20 protein-coding genes and 1 riboswitch are annotated in these 18,516 nt (G+C 42.9%); of the genes, 7 read left to right on the plus strand and 13 right to left on the minus strand.

The features are described from left to right. Positions 1 to 417: 417 nt before the first annotated feature. Positions 418 to 1,455 (minus strand): DUF4382 domain-containing protein, encoded by a 1,038-nt coding sequence (locus V1U08_RS13835; RefSeq protein ID WP_330470828.1) that lies wholly within the window; start codon positions 1,453 to 1,455, stop codon positions 418 to 420. Between the two features lie 207 nt (positions 1,456 to 1,662). Between V1U08_RS13835 and V1U08_RS13840 the strand changes: the two genes are divergently transcribed. After that, positions 1,663 to 1,902, plus strand: a complete 240-nt coding sequence (locus V1U08_RS13840) for a YdcH family protein (RefSeq protein ID WP_330470829.1) — start codon at positions 1,663 to 1,665, stop codon at positions 1,900 to 1,902. 44 nt (positions 1,903 to 1,946) lie between these two features. Here V1U08_RS13840 and V1U08_RS13845 read toward each other — a convergent pair whose 3' ends face one another. Continuing rightward, positions 1,947 to 2,603 (minus strand): cupin domain-containing protein, encoded by a 657-nt coding sequence (locus V1U08_RS13845; protein WP_330470830.1) that lies wholly within the window; start codon positions 2,601 to 2,603, stop codon positions 1,947 to 1,949. 306 nt (positions 2,604 to 2,909) lie between these two features. On the opposite strand from V1U08_RS13845, the gene V1U08_RS13850 reads away from it, so the two are divergent. From V1U08_RS13850 to V1U08_RS13860, 3 genes are all read left to right on the plus strand, one after another. After that, on the plus strand, positions 2,910 to 3,629 hold the full coding sequence (locus tag V1U08_RS13850; RefSeq protein ID WP_243977740.1) for a beta-ketoacyl-ACP reductase: 720 nt from the start codon (positions 2,910 to 2,912) through the stop codon (positions 3,627 to 3,629). A 246-nt stretch (positions 3,630 to 3,875) separates the two neighbouring features. Then, entirely contained in the window at positions 3,876 to 4,733 is an 858-nt protein-coding gene (gene yghU, locus V1U08_RS13855) for a glutathione-dependent disulfide-bond oxidoreductase (RefSeq protein WP_330470831.1), read from the plus strand. Between the two features lie 813 nt (positions 4,734 to 5,546). Further along, a complete protein-coding gene (locus V1U08_RS13860) occupies positions 5,547 to 6,875 on the plus strand; it encodes a S1 family peptidase (protein ID WP_330470832.1) in 1,329 nt (442 codons plus the stop codon). A 54-nt stretch (positions 6,876 to 6,929) separates the two neighbouring features. Here V1U08_RS13860 and V1U08_RS13865 read toward each other — a convergent pair whose 3' ends face one another. From V1U08_RS13865 to cspE, 5 genes are all read right to left on the minus strand, one after another. After that, positions 6,930 to 7,403 (minus strand): peroxiredoxin, encoded by a 474-nt coding sequence (locus V1U08_RS13865; protein ID WP_014233732.1) that lies wholly within the window; start codon positions 7,401 to 7,403, stop codon positions 6,930 to 6,932. Positions 7,404 to 7,577: 174 nt separating this feature from the next. Further along, positions 7,578 to 8,591, minus strand: coding sequence for an adenosine deaminase (locus V1U08_RS13870; RefSeq protein ID WP_330470833.1), 1,014 nt, complete (start codon positions 8,589 to 8,591; stop codon positions 7,578 to 7,580). An 89-nt stretch (positions 8,592 to 8,680) separates the two neighbouring features. Further along, positions 8,681 to 8,780: riboswitch (purine riboswitch) on the minus strand. A gap of 180 nt (positions 8,781 to 8,960) precedes the next feature. Further along, positions 8,961 to 9,101: a PA3496 family putative envelope integrity protein gene (locus V1U08_RS13875; protein WP_014233734.1), complete on the minus strand. Its 141-nt coding sequence runs from the start codon at positions 9,099 to 9,101 to the stop codon at positions 8,961 to 8,963. 50 nt (positions 9,102 to 9,151) lie between these two features. Next, a complete protein-coding gene (locus V1U08_RS13880) occupies positions 9,152 to 9,361 on the minus strand; it encodes a hypothetical protein (RefSeq protein ID WP_020334121.1) in 210 nt (69 codons plus the stop codon). Positions 9,362 to 9,600: 239 nt separating this feature from the next. Then, positions 9,601 to 9,810, minus strand: a complete 210-nt coding sequence (gene cspE, locus V1U08_RS13885) for a transcription antiterminator/RNA stability regulator CspE (RefSeq protein WP_014233736.1) — start codon at positions 9,808 to 9,810, stop codon at positions 9,601 to 9,603. A 443-nt stretch (positions 9,811 to 10,253) separates the two neighbouring features. Between cspE and V1U08_RS13890 the strand changes: the two genes are divergently transcribed. Continuing rightward, the gene (locus V1U08_RS13890) at positions 10,254 to 11,102 is read left to right on the plus strand and encodes a pirin family protein (RefSeq protein ID WP_118120650.1); all 849 of its coding nucleotides are present in this window, start codon (positions 10,254 to 10,256) and stop codon (positions 11,100 to 11,102) included. Between the two features lie 148 nt (positions 11,103 to 11,250). Here the strand turns inward: V1U08_RS13890 and V1U08_RS13895 are convergent, their stop codons facing one another. Continuing rightward, complete coding sequence (locus V1U08_RS13895; protein WP_330470834.1) at positions 11,251 to 12,099, minus strand: patatin-like phospholipase family protein; 849 nt, start codon at positions 12,097 to 12,099, stop codon at positions 11,251 to 11,253. Positions 12,100 to 12,284: 185 nt separating this feature from the next. Here V1U08_RS13895 and dmeF point away from each other — a divergent pair, with 185 nt between their 5' ends. Together dmeF and V1U08_RS13905 are read left to right on the plus strand one after the other, a co-directional pair. Further along, positions 12,285 to 13,187: a CDF family Co(II)/Ni(II) efflux transporter DmeF gene (gene dmeF, locus V1U08_RS13900; protein WP_330470919.1), complete on the plus strand. Its 903-nt coding sequence runs from the start codon at positions 12,285 to 12,287 to the stop codon at positions 13,185 to 13,187. Between the two features lie 3 nt (positions 13,188 to 13,190). Further along, positions 13,191 to 13,607 (plus strand): MarR family winged helix-turn-helix transcriptional regulator, encoded by a 417-nt coding sequence (locus V1U08_RS13905; protein ID WP_020334125.1) that lies wholly within the window; start codon positions 13,191 to 13,193, stop codon positions 13,605 to 13,607. Between the two features lie 509 nt (positions 13,608 to 14,116). Here the strand turns inward: V1U08_RS13905 and V1U08_RS13910 are convergent. The 5 genes from V1U08_RS13910 to V1U08_RS13930 all read right to left on the minus strand — a co-directional run bounded on the left by V1U08_RS13910 (position 14,117) and on the right by V1U08_RS13930 (position 18,438). Beyond that, positions 14,117 to 14,548, minus strand: coding sequence for a YccF domain-containing protein (locus tag V1U08_RS13910; RefSeq protein ID WP_014233741.1), 432 nt, complete (start codon positions 14,546 to 14,548; stop codon positions 14,117 to 14,119). Between the two features lie 243 nt (positions 14,549 to 14,791). Continuing rightward, positions 14,792 to 15,724: a Gfo/Idh/MocA family protein gene (locus tag V1U08_RS13915; RefSeq protein ID WP_330470835.1), complete on the minus strand. Its 933-nt coding sequence runs from the start codon at positions 15,722 to 15,724 to the stop codon at positions 14,792 to 14,794. Positions 15,725 to 15,875: 151 nt separating this feature from the next. Further along, the gene (locus V1U08_RS13920) at positions 15,876 to 17,534 is read right to left on the minus strand and encodes a phosphoethanolamine transferase (RefSeq protein WP_330470836.1); all 1,659 of its coding nucleotides are present in this window, start codon (positions 17,532 to 17,534) and stop codon (positions 15,876 to 15,878) included. A 21-nt stretch (positions 17,535 to 17,555) separates the two neighbouring features. Next, positions 17,556 to 17,912 (minus strand): diacylglycerol kinase, encoded by a 357-nt coding sequence (locus V1U08_RS13925; RefSeq protein ID WP_014233744.1) that lies wholly within the window; start codon positions 17,910 to 17,912, stop codon positions 17,556 to 17,558. Between the two features lie 220 nt (positions 17,913 to 18,132). Continuing rightward, positions 18,133 to 18,438: an isoamylase early set domain-containing protein gene (locus V1U08_RS13930; RefSeq protein WP_014233745.1), complete on the minus strand. Its 306-nt coding sequence runs from the start codon at positions 18,436 to 18,438 to the stop codon at positions 18,133 to 18,135. Between the last annotated feature and the right edge of the window lie 78 nt (positions 18,439 to 18,516).

Genomic DNA, 18,516 nt, shown 5'->3' on the forward strand with positions numbered 1-18,516 from the left:
TTTTCTAACCATCAATATGCGGTTGAGAGCGTGAAGTGTGTCACATATCGATGCGCAAGAAAAAACAGTTACTTACTGTAGAAAGTTGATTTGAAGGAAAAATATATTTTTTGAAGGGAACTTTTTGTGGCACGAAGTTGGTGCTTAACAAATTAAAAAAACATCAACAGTAAGTGTTCTTCGTTGGGTAAGTAAATCTATGCTTATCGTTTGTTTAATGCGTAGCCTAAGCAAGTTAAGGTAAGCGAAAATTCTTGAGTTGGCACGTTGGTAACGTTGAGTTGGAGAGCGGTTTGAGCTGGTTTTTATTGACCCACTCGTTACCTCTGATGAATTATGACCTCAAAATACCTGCGTTGATTAGCGGTATTTTGAGGTTACTTTGGAATTGGTTGTACAACATTCTTAGATGAGGCGCTAGAAGTTCGCCTCGGTATCTGTACCCACTGAAACGCTCAGCCCACTGACGGAATCAAAGATACTGAATGCCTCACCTTCTACAAGTCCATCTTCCGAATCATCGTTCGCAGTACATGTGTAACCGACAGAATAGGTACCAGGCTCGACAAAGCCGAATTCATACGTGTAGTCTGTATTGTTGTCGGCTAGTGAAACGGCTGCTGCTGCGATTGGATCAACTTGTCCTTCAACGCCAGCAAATGGCCCCATGTCTACTTCGGCAACGTTACCTTCATATAAATAAACCGCTTGAACATATCCGTTTCCAGTATCGGTATCGTTCACACAGGCTCCATACGTTGCAGATAATACAACGCCTTGGATATCACCAGTGGTGACCGTGTTAATCAGTGATACTGAAGTTCGTTGAATGCTATAACCTTCGTTTTGACCTGTACCATCTTTCAGGCCTCGACGCAGGTCAAATTCGACAACGTACTCATTGTTGTCGGGATTCACTGCGAATGTGTTATTGAAGAACAGAACCCCGGAGTTCTCTTCTTTACCCACACCTTGTGGGCAGGCTCCGTCTCCTTTTACCGTGAGTGGAATTTTGTTGCCTGTCAATTCATCGATGACATAGGAAGGGTAATCGGGATGGTCTCCATCGTTGGCAAAAACACAAAGCTTATAATTACCGACAGGAAGAAGTTCACCATCTAAAAGATCTTCCACATCACTGCCTTGTACGTCCAACAAGTTCACACTGAGTGGAATAGGATCTTCGCCTTCAAGAAGCAGTTCACCATCTTCGTCAATATAGTTCCCTTCTTCATCCGTTTTGTATACTTCAAAAATTTGGGGTGTTTCATCGTCAATGGATAAGAAAGCTACTTTGCTGAATGTAACGACCACTTCGGAGACATCATCAATGGGAGCATCGGATACAGAAAGTGTTACAGGTGTTGTTGCGCTAACGGAATCGCTGTCTGAATTACAGCCAAATAGTGCCATCGCCACTGCGACACCGACTAAGCTGAATTTTACGGTTTTCATTGGATGTACCTTCTCGCTGGAATTCTATTAAATGTAGTCGAAAAAGTAGTGAACGTTTTAGATGTCCTAACGTTTCAGTTGTTGGCGTTAGTTAAGTAAAAGTGTGGGCAATTCGACGATATATTGCCCGATGTAATGCTATGTTTATTAATGCACTGCTTAAAATATGAGCAAACATATACATCAACCATCCACCAAGAGGTCTATATGTTAGGTGAAAATCACTCATTAACTCATGAATTTCCAGAACATTTGGATACCATCTCCCATCTGTCAGCAAATGATGCATCCTTTGCTGAAAACGTGAGAAACTACAACGCCTTGGATAAAGAAATACGTGTTTTGGAACTGCAAGGTAACCCCATTGATGATCACGAGATGAATGTACTGAAACATAATCGTGCTGAACTGAAAGATTGGTTACATTCCAGGATCATGGGTGCATAGCCAGCTAATGAGTATCGGCTCGTATCTAGGCATACGAGCCTTTTTTATTTTTGAACTGGCAGATGCCCAGTCTTGACCCAAATCACCGTTTCTTCTTCGACAAATGGCGTGTGTGAACTCAAATGTGGATTTCGCATCCAGGTATGCTTGGGATAGATGCCGAACTCATCTTGAAACTCGCCAGATAAAACTAATATTTCTTCGCCACCAGAGTGTTGGTGTGCATGAAACTGTTCTCCTTTCGGCCATTTCACCAGCGCAACACGTTCATGACCAAATTCATGCAAAGACATCACTTGCAGACCGCCAATTCCGGGGAGCCACTCTGCCTTATTGGTATTGATGCGTACTTCCGCAAGATCTTGCGGATCAAACTGGTTCAGTTTTACCAAAATGACACACCCTTCGGTACTGAACGGAGCATGATGGCTACCTGGAGGGTTGCGAATGTAAGTACCAGCAGGGTAATCGCCATTTCCATCAGAAAACACGCCTTCAAGCACTAAAATTTCCTCACCGAACGGGTGATAGTGCGTCGCAAAGCGTGATCCAGCTTCATATTTTACAATACTGGTGGTGTGCCCTGATTCTTTCGCTTCACGCTCTAATGGTTTACGCCAAACGCCTTTGGCCGGGCTGGCAATCCATTCTTGCTGAGTTGTGTTAATCACAACTCTCTGAGTGAAATTCATATTCAACATGCTGAAATTCCGAGACCTATTTTTAGCCGACCGTATTCATTCTATACGTATCACACCCTAAACCGACTTAAAACCTACAGCAAGAGTGTATGAAAACTTGTTGGAAAAGGACGAATCCAAAGCTCCGACTGACGGATGTACTGAAAAAATACTGACCAATTGTATCGGATCGCTCACAACTCGCTCTTAGAATTTATCTATAGTTTTACTAGCGACGCAAAGGCGTGCTAGAACGAGAAGCAAAAGAGGATACAGGAACAAGTGCTTAAGCGCAGGGTGTATTCTCAAAAATATAGGAACACCAAGATGAAACATGACAAAGTAGCCATTGTCACTGGTGCCGCTCGCGGTATTGGACGAGCGATTTGTGAGCAACTATTAGAAGATGGCTTTTATGTCGTCGGGTTAGATATCTCTCCGGTCGAATGGAGCCAGTCATCACAGCTCACCAGCTATCAAGTTAACCTATGTGACTCCAAAGGGGTCAATGAAGTCGTAGAGAGCATCATTCAGCAACATCATCGCATTGATGTATTAGTTAATAATGCAGGTATTACTCGAGACGCTCTACTCCAGGATATGCTGGAGAAAGATTGGGACAGTGTCATTGATGTAAACCTAAAAGCGGTATTTTTATTAACGCAAAGTGTCGCTCCGGTAATGTTAAACCAAGGTACTGGCAGTATTGTGAATATCTCTTCCATCGTGGGTACTGATGGAAATATTGGTCAGAGTAATTATGCTGCCAGCAAAGGCGGTGTCATCTCAATGAGTAAAGGGTGGGCGAAAGAGCTTGCTCGAAAAGGTGCACAAATACGTGTGAATTGTGTGGCTCCCGGATTCATTGTTACTGATATGACCAAAGACCTACCAGAGAAAGTGATCAAAATGATGGAAGGTAAAACTCCATTAGGACGGATGGGGTCCGTTCGAGATATCGCAAATGGTGTTGCCTTCTTAGCATCAGATAAGAGTGAGTTCATTACAGGACAAGTGTTAAAAATCGATGGTGGCTTAGTCTTATAGTCCTTCGCGCCGTCCCTTCATGGGGCGGCTATCTCCTGCCCCTAGCCATATCTGCTTGATTTATCTTATAGCGCTAAAGAAAAAACCATAACCAAAGGTTCTAATCAAACTCGTCTTGAGGGCTTTAAATTTATGGTTGCGACCTAATATTCTGTTTATGACCAAATGAATTCACGACATGGGATTGAGTAACACACTACTGATCCTATCAGCCAAAGGCGCATTCAAACACGATAAGGAATAACAATGTCAAACGAGTACATACCACCAAAAGTTTGGACAAACGACAGTGAAAATGGCGGCCAATGGGCAAGCATCAACCGTCCGGACTCAGGCGCACGTCATGAGCAAGAGTTACCCGTTGGTGAGCATCCATTCCAGCTATATTCCATGGGGACACCAAATGGCCAGAAAGTCACCATTATGTTTGAAGAGCTGTTGGCTGCTGGTGTGAAAGAAGCGGAATACGACGCACATTTGATTAAAATCGGTGATAGTGACCAGTTTGGTTCCGGGTTTGTTGCCGTTAACCCAAATTCAAAAATTCCTGCGTTAGTCGATCGCTCTGGCGAAGAGCAGGTCAATGTTTTTGAATCTGGCAATATTCTTTTCTACTTAGCGGAAAAATTTGGCCTGTTCTTGCCTAAAGAAGGGGCAAAGCGAGCGGAAGTAATGAACTGGTTGTTCTGGCTACAAGGGTCTGCGCCATATCTTGGTGGTGGCTTTGGGCATTTCTACGCCTATGCACCAGAGAAGTTTGAATATCCTATCAACCGATTTACCATGGAAGCGAAACGTCAATTAGATGTTCTGGACAAACGCTTAGCGAACAATGAGTTTTTAGGTGGCGACGAATACAGTATCGCGGATATCGCCACTTGGCCTTGGTATGGCAACCTAGTGTTGGGTCGAGCGTACGATGCGGCTGAATTTTTAGACGTAAATAGCTACGAGCACGTAGTTCGTTGGGCAAAAGCCATCGATCAACGTGAAGCAGTCAAACGCGGTCGTATTGTTAACCGAACTTGGGGTGAAGAAGGTGAGTATCTTGAGGAGCGACATAGTGCACAAGATATTGATGACGTGTTAAAGCTAAAACCTTAGGCTCAATCCTATTATCCTGCGTACCATTCACAAAATTGGTGCGCAGTTTTCTATTCTGATCTACGATCAACTCGCATACTTAAATCCATCAATGATGAATTTATTAGTCAATACTGAAAAGGATTAACGAAGCGTTACGTTTAGCAATATTAGTATCAACACCGGAAAAGACTTTTCTATTTAAATCTAGTTTGAAAACATAAACGTCATTAATATCTGACATAAGTGACATTTATACTTCATTTCTATACTTCTGATTTTGCTTTTTAAATCGATTAATTAGTTGTTTTTCTTGTCTACCCTTATTTATTTTTCCAGCCATATTATTGACCCTTAGCTAACAATATAAAATCAAAGAGACGCAATACTATCGCTATTGAAAGTCATGTTTCGTTGATTTTCATTGCCCCCCTATTTTCCAGTTCGCCAGCATGAACTGTGTTGTTGTTATGTCCGCACACGTGTTTTTTATAACCCGCCTGAGTGCGGACGGTTTTTTATCTTCACTCACTACAGTATTAATGGCTGCTAGTGCAGTTTCGAGCAATTCTCTCTTCATTTTTCTGGTTAACGCTATATTACCCATTAACTAAACATGGTATGAGCTATGTATCATAAATGGGTGTAATCTTTGAAACTAATTCTCATGCTTTAGAATTATGTGGTCCGGATTATGTTTTGCAACTTAAGTTGCAGTTAGTAGTGAACTAAATGCCTATACTTTTATGCATGTAGTTGCCCAAGTATGCAGGTGTGTAATGCACGTTGTCCGTTCATACTCAGTCAACTTTGTTTATCCAAGGAGGGAAGTGTATGAGAAACAAATGGGCACCGCTGTTTGCCTCACTTTTGATCAGTACATCAACGTACGCAATTGTTGTAGATGAAAATACTTATGTTCAGAAAACTCAACAGGATTTTGACGATAACTTTTCTTTTTTAGCTTCTGTTCGAGCCAGTATTTTCGCTGAAGATCACTCATGTGGTGGGACTATAATCAGTGAGCGCTGGGTGTTGACTGCTGCCCACTGTTTAGTTGCTTCTGATGCTAGTTTGGAAGATAGCAACTCGAACCCTGACGTGTTTACACTTTATGATGTGGCCAAACCTAAAGAAATCTCAATAACGGCTGGCAAGGCAGATTTGTCTCAAGTTGAGATATCTGACATCTATAAGGTCACTCACGTTGTGATACATCCAGATTATTATCCAGTGCAATCTGTTACTGTAGAAACAATCGATAGTACAGATAACACTGGTGAGACTGAGGTAATGGTCCTAGAGTCAACCGCATACCAGAATGACCTTGCTTTACTTTATGTTGAACGTGATTTTCCTTCAAACCTCGTCGGCAAGGTGAGCTTAGGTGATGTAAATAGCAATAGTAGATTGTCTGATTTAGGAGAAAGGTGGGACTCTGCTAATCCTGAACCTAATGTAAAAGTCGCAGGTTGGGGGACTGGTGGTGATTCTGATCCTGCAATTGGGGCTAGCACGACTGAATTTAGAGATACAGATGTTTCTTATTACCCTATGTCTCTTTGTTATGAACGCCTAGAGTCTGCTGAAGAAATGCCAATCTACCTTGAATCTCCGGTAGACCCTACGAAGCTATGTACGTTGCCGACACAAAGTTTTCCTATCGGTGACAACATATTTGGTAATGGTGCCTGTGTCGGCGATACGGGTGGTCCTTTATTACTGCCAAGTAGCGATGGCCTGAGCTTTACCCAAGTTGGTATTATCAGTGCTGGTCCAATCATTAATAGCGTCTGTAGCTCTGTTACCTTACCAACTTGGTACACCAACGTTTCTTATTACACAGAGTGGATTGACTCATACTTGGACAGTGAGCAACCTCCCGAAGCTGTTATCACCAAACCTGACTTTCTGATTGTTCCAGAGGAAACCGAAGATGGCGAAGATACGGTGACGGAAGGAGAAGAAGGTGAAACGGTTACAGAAACAGAAGACGAAGAAGTCATAGAAGATGAAGAGTGTAACGCCTCGATTGAAGGTCAGTACGTTGTTTTTTGTGATGACGATGAAGATGATGACAGTAGTGGCGGATCGTTGGGCTACATGTACTTATCGTTGATGTTACTTTTAGCGGCAAGCAGAAGAAAAGTTATTAACCGCTAGAACTAATAAACATAAAAAAACGCCCCGAGTTAAGTCGGGGCGTTCTTTATTTAATTAAAGTGCTGCAAGAATTGTTTCTGCGTTGCTCACTTCAAACTTCTGTGGCTCTTCAACATTAAGTTTGGTCACGACACCATTATCAACAATCATCGCATAACGTTGCGAACGAATACCACCAAAACCGCCAGTATCCATTTCCAGACCAAGTGCTTTGGTGAAGCTTGCATCACCATCACCCAGCATCATAATCTCAGAGGCATTTTGAGCTTCACCCCAAGCGTGCATAACAAATGCGTCATTTGTTGCGATACATGCGATAAGATCAACGCCTTTTGCTTTTAGCTGGTCTGCTAGAACAACATAGCCTGGCAAGTGAGCTTCTGAACAAGTTGGAGTGAACGCGCCCGGGACAGCAAACAACACCACTTTTTTATTCGCAAACAGCTCAGTTACGTCGTGATTTGCCATGCCATCGGCTGTTAGTTCACTGACAGTTGCAGAAGGTAGTGCTTGGCCTTGTTGAATCATAATTGTCTTCCTTTTGATATTCGTTATTTGTCTCAGTCAGTCTAGCGCTTAAGTTGAACATTAACCACTGAGGGTTTGTAAGGGTATACCCAAGTATTATTAACATTCTGAATTAAATCGGAAAGTCATTTGAGTATTCATGTCAATTGATAACGATTTAACGAGTCTCAATTTCTATAAAGAAGAATGACTTTCAACGTAGTTTTTTACTTGAGAACGATAGCTAGCTTTCATTTCGTCATCAATAAAACTCGCTTCTATGGCGTTAAGTGTGAACTGCGCGATCTCATCGTTGCTCATTGGGTGTGCCTGACTCACAGCAAGGAAATTGTCGGTCATGTAGCCACCAAAGTAAGCCGGGTCATCTGAGTTGATCGTGACCGCTACGCCTTGACGGAGCAGATCGACGATGTTGTGCTGCTTCATGTCATCAAAGACACACAGTTTAATGTTCGAGAGTGGGCAGACCGTAAGGGGCATTTTGCTTTCGATAAGTGAGGCAACCAAGGTTTTGTCTTCTACGCAGCGAACGCCGTGGTCAACTCGGCTGACTTCCAACATTTCAATTGCGTCAGAGATATTTTGCGCTGGGCCTTCTTCACCAGCGTGTGCAACCGTTAATAGACCCGCCGCTTTTGCTTGTTGGAATACGCGCTCAAATTTTGCTGGTGGGTGTCCCTTCTCAGATGAATCTAAGCCGACACCAATAATTTTGTCGCGATGTTTAAGAATGGATTGAAGCGTTTCGATAGCGCTTTCTTCAGACAGGTGACGTAGGAAGCAGGCAATGATTTGAGAAGTAATGCCAAGTTGTTCCTGACCATCTTTTAACGCGCGACTGATTCCGTTTATCACGGTATCAAAATCAATACCGCGTTCGGTATGAGTTTGAGGATCAAAAAAGATTTCCGTATGAATGACGTTATCGGCTTTGCAGCGTTCTAAATACTCCCAGGTCAGATCATAAAAGTCTTGCTCTGTACGTAAAGCATTAGCGCCTTGGTAGTAAAGGTCGAGGAAAGACTGTAAATCTTCGAACTGGTATGCTTCGCGTAATTCACTAGGGGTCGAGTACGGGATTTCAATATTGTTGCGTTTAGCAAGCTTGAACAGCAACTCTGGCTCAAGTGAACCTTCGATATGTAAGTGTAACTCTACTTTTGGAAGACCTTGAATAAATGCGTTCATATTCCACCTTTTGTGTATTGTGGATGCAGTTACTCTAAGAATAGGTATTGATAGAAATAAGTCGAACGCTATTACAAAGAGTAAGATACATCGTGATCTCAACTCTTCGTAATCAGCACTTTGCGGGAGCTGGTAGAGACCCCCAAACCATATCATTGGGGTTATACGAAGCAAACGGTTGCGATTATACGCAAAATTATCAATTTGACTAGGGGTTTATTGGTGTCACTGAACGAGTGAAATAATCGGAGGATATTCAGTTAGGCTGTATAGAAGAGGATTTGGATAGAAAAGGCACTGTTCATGTGAGTGAAAGGCAGGCGGCTTTACCTTACACTTAACATGAAGAAAGAAGATGATGTTACTCTGTTAGAGATCAAATAATTTATCAAACTCTCTTTGTTCCATAATGTCTTCAATACGGCGTCGAGTTTTTTGCTTAATCGCTGCATTATTTTGCTCAGATTCTTTCTTTTCTTTTTCTAATTGTTTGTTACTTTTCTTAGCCATAAAAAGGCCTCCAACTTGAACGTGAATACTATCAATGCCTGAAAAATGTTTTATTTGACAATAAAACTTCCTATCTTTGAACCTTCGTCACACAGAATTGCACCTTCACCGTTTTTTTCATTATATTGGAAGTCAATAGAAACACTGTTGGTTTGAAGTTTTGGCAATACATGTCGCATTAATATATCGCTATTAAGTTGATGTATTCTGGCATTCCAAGTGGTTTGTGGTTGTTTTAAATTAAACTCAATTTCTAACATTTATTCTCCTGTTTCTTTACCGTTTTGTCTTTGTTAAGTAGTTGGTACCAATGCCTTTGACGGCTAGTTCTTCTAGAGGACATATTACTTTCCTTTTATTAATAAAATATAAAATCGCACTGCCAAATTTATTTTAGACAGCACTAAGCTAAGCCATTAAATGGCTAAAAATTAAAATGGGATTTTTGAAGGGGAGAAGTTTGGTGCAGCATGAATATGCTACACCAAGAAAAGCAGTCTTATAGAGGAGTAACTTCAGTCGCTTGAGGACCTTTTTTACCTTGCTCTACGTTAAAGCTTACTTTCTGACCTTCAGTCAGTGTTTTGAAACCGTCAGCAACAATCGCGTTGAAGTGTACGAATACATCTTGGCCGCCGTTGTCTTGAGATAGGAAACCAAAGCCTTTAGTTTCGTTAAACCATTTTACTGAACCAGTTACTTTAGACATAAAAACACCTTTGAAATAAACATTTTAATTACGAATTTTCGTGTGGATCTTTTTTAAGCTATTGAATGTTCAATCAAGAGGAAGTTGTACGCAGGTGTCTGAATGGGTGATTCAAGATTTTACTGAGAAGGAACTTAAACTAAATGTTGCATTAACAGCTCTTCTTTAAGAGCCAACGCCCACTATACACCGAGTTTAGAAAATAGCCACATTTATTTTTTGGTTGGTGTTAGCCAATGTTCCAACAGTGAGCGAGCAGATAATTTGCCTCTATTTACACAAAAGCGGGGGGAGGAATTGTTGTCATTCGAAAATATTGAACAATTAGCTCAACTGCATATGGTCATGATTATTTTTCTTCAAACTACAATAACTGCATACCGATAGCCAAGTGATGCGAACTTGACAGAGAAAAGTGAGCGAGGCTTTTGAGGAGAAAGATTATGAGTAAAACAAGAGAAGTCCGTCAGATAATTCCTTCCCAGCCTACTGCTGATGGTGATGGTGTTAAAATTCGCCGAGTAGCTGGTTTCAATAATGCCAGTTTTTCACCATTTTTGATGGTGGATGAGTTGAAATCTGATAACCGCGCTGACTATATCGGCGGTTTTCCTCCGCACCCTCACCGAGGCATAGAAACACTGACCTATATGTTGAAAGGGCACTTTCAGCATCGTGATCACATGGATAATGTCGGTGAACTTCGTTCTGGTGGCGCTCAATGGATGGCTGCTGGCCGTGGTGTTATTCATAGTGAAATGCCAATTATGCAAGATGGCGAACTGCATGGTTTTCAGATTTGGATTAATCAGCCAGCAAAAAATAAAATGCAACCTGCTCAGTATCATGATTTCCAGCCTGAAACCATCACCGAAGTGAATGACAAAAATGTCGGCTTGGTTCGTATTATTGCCGGGGAACTTAATATCAATGGGAACCGAACGAGCGGACCACTAACGAAAACGGGCGTTGATGCAACGGTTGCTGATTGGCGACCACATGCAGGCGCAACGCTCCAGCTTGTCACCGAGTCGAACCACAACATGATGCTTTATGTCTACCAAGGTAACGTTGAAACTCAGCAACGAGTCATAAAACAAGGCGAAATGGCGCTCTTGTCTCAAGGAGAGTGGGTTGAGCTGACGGCAAACGACGCAAGTGGAGTACTAGTTTTCATCGGCGAGCCGATTAACGAGCCCGTGGTTCACTATGGTCCATTTGTTATGAACAGCATTGAAGAAATCGAACAAGCGATTCAAGACTACAATGCGGGACTGTTTGAAACTTATTAGTTTTTGGTGGTTTACCGAGAACAAGAAATAAGAGAATTGGAGCCTGACTGTTGGGCTTACTGAAAAGCAAATACGATAATCCACTGCCATCGAATTTGCATTAGCCACGCCTTAGGGTGTGGCTTTTTTCTTTACGAAACCGATAATTTTAAATCTGCTCCCAGCGCATAATGGCTTCTTTCCCTGCTTCTAAACCGAGATCATACGCTGCACGTAATGGCTCTGGAGAACGGCTCAAGCGCTTCAATTTAAATGTCTCTGGCGGACAAACCTGAATAATCTCTATGCCTTCTGGCGGATTCTCAATAAGTGATAGGGCTTGATTGTAGCGAATGTCACGAGTCAGCATCGGATCAATCAAAGCAGGTGTAGCTTTCAACATACGTTTAGTTGCGGCCCCAAACTTTGATTTTGATTTTCGGTAGCTTGCGGGACGACTGCGCAATACCATGATTTTCGTTGCACCTCGTTTAATGGCTTCTGCAATAGGAATCGCATCAGAGACGCCACCATCAACATATCGTGTACCATTGAGTAATACGCCGTTGCGATAAAGGATAGGCAGTGCACTACTGGCTTTCATTGTTTCTGCCAGTGCATCCACGTCTGGAGTCAGGTATTCCGCTTCACCCGTGTCCTGACGAGTAACCCCTAAGAAGAAAGGACGCGGGTCTGCAGCCAGAACGGCTTTGTCGATGCCAAGTTCTTCGAGTGTGAGATTCCACATCCAGTCGAGATCCATCATATCTCCGCCAAGAACCAGCCGACTCGGGTTAATAAATTCTTTACGTAGGCTGTAATCGAGATAGATTTTCAGATTTCTTCCCGGCATGTTCGCTAGGTAAGCAGCTAAGTTACTTGCTCCCGCTGACACTCCCCAAAAGCTGTCAAATGGTGAGAAATTTTGATCTAAAAAGTGGTCGAGTATGCCGCACGAAAAGACGCCCCGCATAGCGCCTCCCTCCACAATCAATGCGCGAGTACCTACTTGTTCCATCGGTATTTTCCATCACGTTTGGGTCAGATTGGATGACCATTAGCTTAACGTATTGAGTGATATAACCAAAGCCCAACCAGACATGGGGTTGCATTAGTCGTTGACAATGTTTGATTATCAAACTAAATTTATATCAAGTATTTTGATTATCAAACAAATGAGCATTCAGGATGAAAGGTCACGCAATGACAGTCTCGCAGCATTCACATGATTTTGTGTCACATAACCATCAAGGTGAAAGACGAACTTTTTACGTACTGCTTCTTACGCTGGTCACTATGATAGTAGAGATTAGCGCGGGTACGTTGTTTGGCTCCATGGCGTTACTGGCTGATGGCTGGCATATGGGGACTCATGCCGCGGCATTTTGCATTACTTTGTTTGCCTATCGTTACGCAAAGCAGCACGCGAACAGTGAGCGATTTTCTTTTGGTACAGGCAAAGTAAGTGTTTTGGGCGGGTTTACCAGCGCAATAGCACTTGGCATCGTCGCATTGATGATGATGGTTGAGTCTGTACATCGGTTATTCAACCCAGAAACGATTAAGTTTAACGAAGCGATAATGGTCGCGGTCATTGGCTTGGTGGTAAACCTGGCGAGTATGTTGCTTTTAAAGGATCACCACCATCATGGGCATGAGCATCATCATCACGATCACCACCATGAACATCATCATGATCACAATTTAGCGGCGGCGTATTTCCATGTTCTTGCGGACACGTTAACGTCACTACTTGCGATTGTCGCCCTCATCATCGGTAAATTTTATGGTTGGGTTTGGTTAGACGCGACTATGGGTATTGTCGGTGCGCTGGTCATTGGTAAATGGACGCTTGGTTTAATTCGGCAAACGGCCCCGGTTTTATTAGATGAAAGTATTGATGAGCAATATCGACAAGATATTCGTGCAGAGCTTGCCCCTTACGCTGATGTAGTCGATCTTCATGTATGGAAAGTGAGTGGACACCATTATTCAGCGGCTATTGCGATTAAGAATCGCAGTAACAAATCACTCGGTGAATTTAAACAAATGTTGAGTAAGTTTGATAAGATTCATCACCTTACTCTCGAATTGCAAAATGACTAAACGATGAGCGAATTAGAAAGATTGAATCAAATGTTGACTGAGTTCTACGATAAAATGTCGTCGTGGGAGCAGTCAGTTGTGAAAGAAACGGGTTATTCACTGGCTCAGGTCCATACTATTGAAGTACTCGGTGGGCATGGCGCTTTACGCATGAAAGAGCTGGCTGAAAAGCTGGGCATCACAACGGGAACGTTAACCGTTCAGGTTGATAAACTCGTCAATGCAAATTTGATTGAGCGCTGCCCACACCCTGAAGATCGTCGTGCTATTGTGGTCAAGTTGACACCAGAAGGGGAGCTCATCCATCGTCATCATAATCAGTTGCATTTGGATTTAGTCCGAGATTTGACCCGACATATCGAGCCTGAGCAGCAAGCTGTATTTTTGACCTGTCTGGAAAGGATGAACCGCGAGTTCTAACCTGTCTAAACGCCTATTTTATCGATAAAGCAGAGTGCATATCAGCCTCTGCTTTTTTATCTAGCCAGCGAGACACCACTCTGTTGCTGGTTTGAGCCATTGTTTTTGTCTATTCCCCGTGCAAAATTTACTTTTTAAGTTCTTCTCTTCGCTGACTTTAACCGAAACTAACACGTTATATCTCGTAATTGCAGGCAAAATCTCCACGATCTAGGTGGATCTTGACTATGCTTATAGTTCGGCTTGCAGAAAATAAACAGGGAAGGTGGGCGGCGAAACCATAGGGTAGATACGATATATAACAACCGTTTCTTTGATAGTTAGGTTGTAGATATCATTGATTTATATCATAAATAATTAAAAGTCAGTAGTGGTCTAGGTATTAATTTATAATATTAGGCGACGCTATGAACACACAACCAACCATAATCGAGTACGCTTTAGCAATCATCGGCTTACTTTTGACAGGGGTTACCCTCTGAGAACCATCTCCCAGAGGATAACAAGTTTTATCGATTAATATTGAAGCGAGCCATTGCAGCTTCTTCTTTCGATACGACAGTTTTACCAATTGGCGCAAGGGAAATAACCGCCAGTTTGAGGTGCTGAAGTGCAAACGGAATACCGATAATGGTAACAAAGCACGCAACCGCGGAAGCGACATGACCGATTGCCAGCCAGATACCTGCAAACACAAACCACACTATATTACCTATAACGCCAAGTGGACTGGTGCCTATGTCCATCTCGTTGGTCAGCTCATCACGTGAAATGGCTTCTTTTCCAAATGGGAAAAATGAAAAGTTACCCATGACGAAACAGGCGCGCCCCCACGGGATACCGATAATGCTGATGAAGGCTAGGATGCCGAAAAACCACCACAGCAGTCCCATAAATACGCCACCCAAAACAAACCAAATGATGTTGCCAAGAGTTCTCATTCTATTTCCTATATCTAATCGTCGATTTTAAATCGAGTTCATGCCACCGATGTAAAGTGACGTCATTGAATCCAATTTGGACATGATTATAAGTATGTCACAGGAATCTTAACAGAGTATGAATAACATTAATCTGAGCTAAGGATTGGAAGTAACTAGTTGTAAGGTGGGAAGAATATCCACGCCACCATGCTTCTTCACTTAAGCTAAAGCAAACGAACGTGGATACCGTATTGACGGCGCTTAACGTAAAATGGCTTTCTCAATTTGTTGGCATATTGCTTCTGCTAATTGGTGGCTGGCGATATTGCGATCGACAACTGTATCCCCCAGTTTTCCGCTTTCTATGACGCTAAACCAATCTAATAGCATCGCGTGGAAGCCTTTACTGGTTAGCATTGGCGTCCAATCCTTTAAGCTGACTTTTTGCTCTTGGTTTTCTTGCCAACGTTTTCCCTCGACAAAAGAGTCGAACTCGACCGCTTGGTTGGCGTAACACGCCTGTACTCGTTCGGTTGTGATGCCAAAATGGCGATTCATAGAAGCGTGCAGAAGTGTCTCACCATGTTGCCATTGCACATCCAGCCGGGCTAACTCAGCTCCATCAAACTGATGGGTGACGTAAACGTCCTGCAGATTGGCTTTAGCCACAACGTTCACACTGTCTAGCGGATGAATGAAATCGTCAAAAATAAAAGTACGAACGTCACCGGGCAAGTTATGTCGATTCTTTTCCCAGCGAAGCGACTTCAATCCGGTGAGTTCGCCCTTTTGGACACCATGCATGTGTTGATTGTAGAGCGGGATATGGCGGCGATTGAAGCCAACATAAAGAGGCTGATTCGTCTGAGCCGAAATCTCATACAGTTTTTCGACCTCTGCGGCGTTGTCAGCCAGAGGTTTATCTACAAAGGTCGGAATACCCTGTTTTAAAAAGTATTCAGCGATTTGAAAGTGGACACTGGTAGCGGCGTGTATCATGACGGCATCGACGCCGAAGTTCATAAGTTGCTGATAGTCCTGACAGGTTTCTGCGATTCTATACTGTTGAGCCAGAGCGCTTAGAGTTGCGGTATTTCTGGTACAAAATACCAAGTCAATATTGGGGAGCTGAGTGATAACAGGAAGATAAGCTTTTTGCGCAATATCTCCTAAGCCGATGATGCCAATTTTCATCTGGATTCTTCTCTTTGTAGTGACTAGCAGCCGAGTATAGCAAGGGTGAGCGTTAATTTGCTGGAGTGCTATGCCATAAAAAAGCCTGACTCACAATTTGTAGTCAGGCTTAAGGTTCTGGCTTAATTTCCCAGAGGTAATGACTTATCTCTTAGGCATTTGGCGTGCGACATGTTTTGAAAATGTCCAGTGCACCGTCGTACGCGCTGGTTTTAACATCCATAATGCCTAACAACGAGTGGAAGACATTATCCTGAGAGTATTTACCCTCACTTTGCGCTTCTTGGCTCAAACAGTCGGTATTAATCTGTTTTGCCTGCTTAAAGTTTGGTGACATCCACATCATAAAAGGCACTCTTTTTTGGGTGTCTGGTGCGAGGCTATAAGGCATGCCATGCAGGAACATACCGCTTTCCCCCAGAGATTCGCCATGGTCAGAGATGTAGACCAAAGCCGTGTTGTATTTGTCTTCCAATGTCGTGAGTTTATCGATGGTCTGTTCTAGTACATAGTCTGTGTAGCGGATGGTGTTGTCATAGCTGTTGACTATTTGTTCGACACTACAGTTTTCGATATCAGCGCGAGGGCAATCTGGCTGGAAGAACGCTTTGTCTTTCGGATATCGCTGAAAGTAGGTTGGACCATGGCTGCCGATAAGGTGCAGTGTGACGACTCGGTTACCCTCCATACTATCTATTTCTTGCTCAAAGTTGTCGAGAAGCGCCATATCATAGCAAGTCGTGCCATTACACCATTGATCTGTCTTCGTTCTGTCTACCGCGATCTTTTTGACTTTATGGGCAACGTGCTTATCACCGCCATCGTTTTCTTTCCACATCACGTCTATGCCCGCTCGTAGCATAATATCTAACACATTGTCTTGGTTATCTGCTTTGCTGCGGTCGAAGTTATGGTGTGTCAGTTGGGAAAACATACACGGAAGCGATACCGCTGTTGCGGTGCCGCAGGAAGCAAAATCCTGAAAGGAAATCACGTCTAGCTTGCTGGTGTAGGGGTTAGTTTTTCGCTCATACCCATTGAGTTGATAATTTTGAGAGCGAGCAGTCTCACCGACAACAAAGACTAACAGCGTTGGCTTTTTCTGTGCTTGTGTTAAAGCTGCTGCGGACTGTTTGGCCTCGGTACCAATCTCGCGATAAGGCTCTGGTTCGGTAAGGTAAGTTTTTTTCACGTATCCGGCTGCGCTATAGACGAACTGAGTCGGGATGATCATCTTTTTCAGATAACTGTTGTTTCTGCCTACCGATGCATAGTCTTGATAATACAATGCTGCAATGCCCGCAATAACAGCAAGAGAGGCGATCATAGACACTAACTTGGTGATAGAAAAGTGCAAACATTGGCCGCTTAACGGACGCAACTTGGTGTTGGCTACTACCAGCGCAGGTACGATACCCATTAATAGCACCCACAAAGCGGAATATGCACTGAAGTAGGAGCTGGCTTCGCTGGTATCTGTTTCAACAATATTGGCGATCATGCCGTAGTCGAACAGTGTGCCATAGTTGTAACTCGCGTAGCTCACCATGCTCGATAGAATGAGCAGTAGGATAAAAAACGGTTTCCCTATCCACGGCCAGCTGAACAAATTGAAAAGGAAGTTAAGTGCAGCGATAAAGAAAATTGGGATGGTAACAACAAACCCGACTTTAACGTTATCTAGGCTAGATAGAATCCCAATGAGTTCTTTGTAAATCGGGATATTGACAACAAGCGCAAAATAAAACGCTAATAAAAAAGAAAAGGTAACGTAAGAGATCCCTTCTCGTTGTAAATCAACTGTCTTCATAAATAACTGCCTTACAAAAAACTAAAGCAAAAATGACGCCCAGACAAACAGGACGAGTAGTAGTGCAACAAACACGGCCGCAGAGCCAATGTCTTTGGCACGGCCACTTAGTACGTGCCATTCGTCGCTGACACGGTCAACAACCGCTTCTACGGCGGAATTAATTAATTCGACGATTAAGACCAAAAATAAACTGCCGATCATCAGCACTCGTTCTAATGTTGTGACGGGCAAGAAGAATGCGCTGATCGAGAGAATGACGGAAAGGAGTAATTCTTGTCTAAACGCAGCTTCATTAATCCAAGCGGCTTTCAATCCTTGTAATGAATATCCGGTCGCGTCCATGACTCGGCGAATGCCTGTTTTTCCTGGTTTCAAAATAGAGTTCCAATACTGCTTATTGATAAATGCATGCCTGGTTTCGACGTGCCCCAAGCTAGTGGCGAGATTAATAGGTCAGGCGTGAAACATTTGTGAATAGCAAGAACAGGATTGAGAAGGGCGAGTACGATCTATCGTGGAGAGATCCAGTGACAATTGAGTTTCAAATAAAAAAGGCGCAATAAGTGCGCCTGAAAAATGATGATTGATGTTAACGTTAAGCGGTTTGCTCGCTGGTGCAAACGACGCTGTTGTCACTGCCAAAACCATTCGGAACGTAGGCATCGGCTTGAGGGTCGTTTTCCCATTCAGCTTCATTCAGCAGGTAGCGGAATTGAATGTTTTGTTCCTTTGGTAAGCGAGTTTTAAACTTAAACTGGCCGCTGGTTTTAACCAGTTTCATTGGTTCTGGCTGCCAGTTGTTAAAGTCGCCCGCAATTTTTACGGATTCACGCTGCTCTTTATCAAGCTCAAAGGTGACTTCAACTTCATCTTTGGTTTTAAAAAATCTTTTTTTAAGCATTAATTTTTTCCTTGTTTGTACAAAAACTACCCTAACTATTACTAAGGTTTCATACTGAATTCAAGTTTTATCAGCTAC

Source organism: Vibrio sp. YYF0003 (assembly GCF_036350715.1).
GTDB classification, from domain to species: Bacteria; Pseudomonadota; Gammaproteobacteria; order Enterobacterales; family Vibrionaceae; genus Vibrio; species Vibrio natriegens.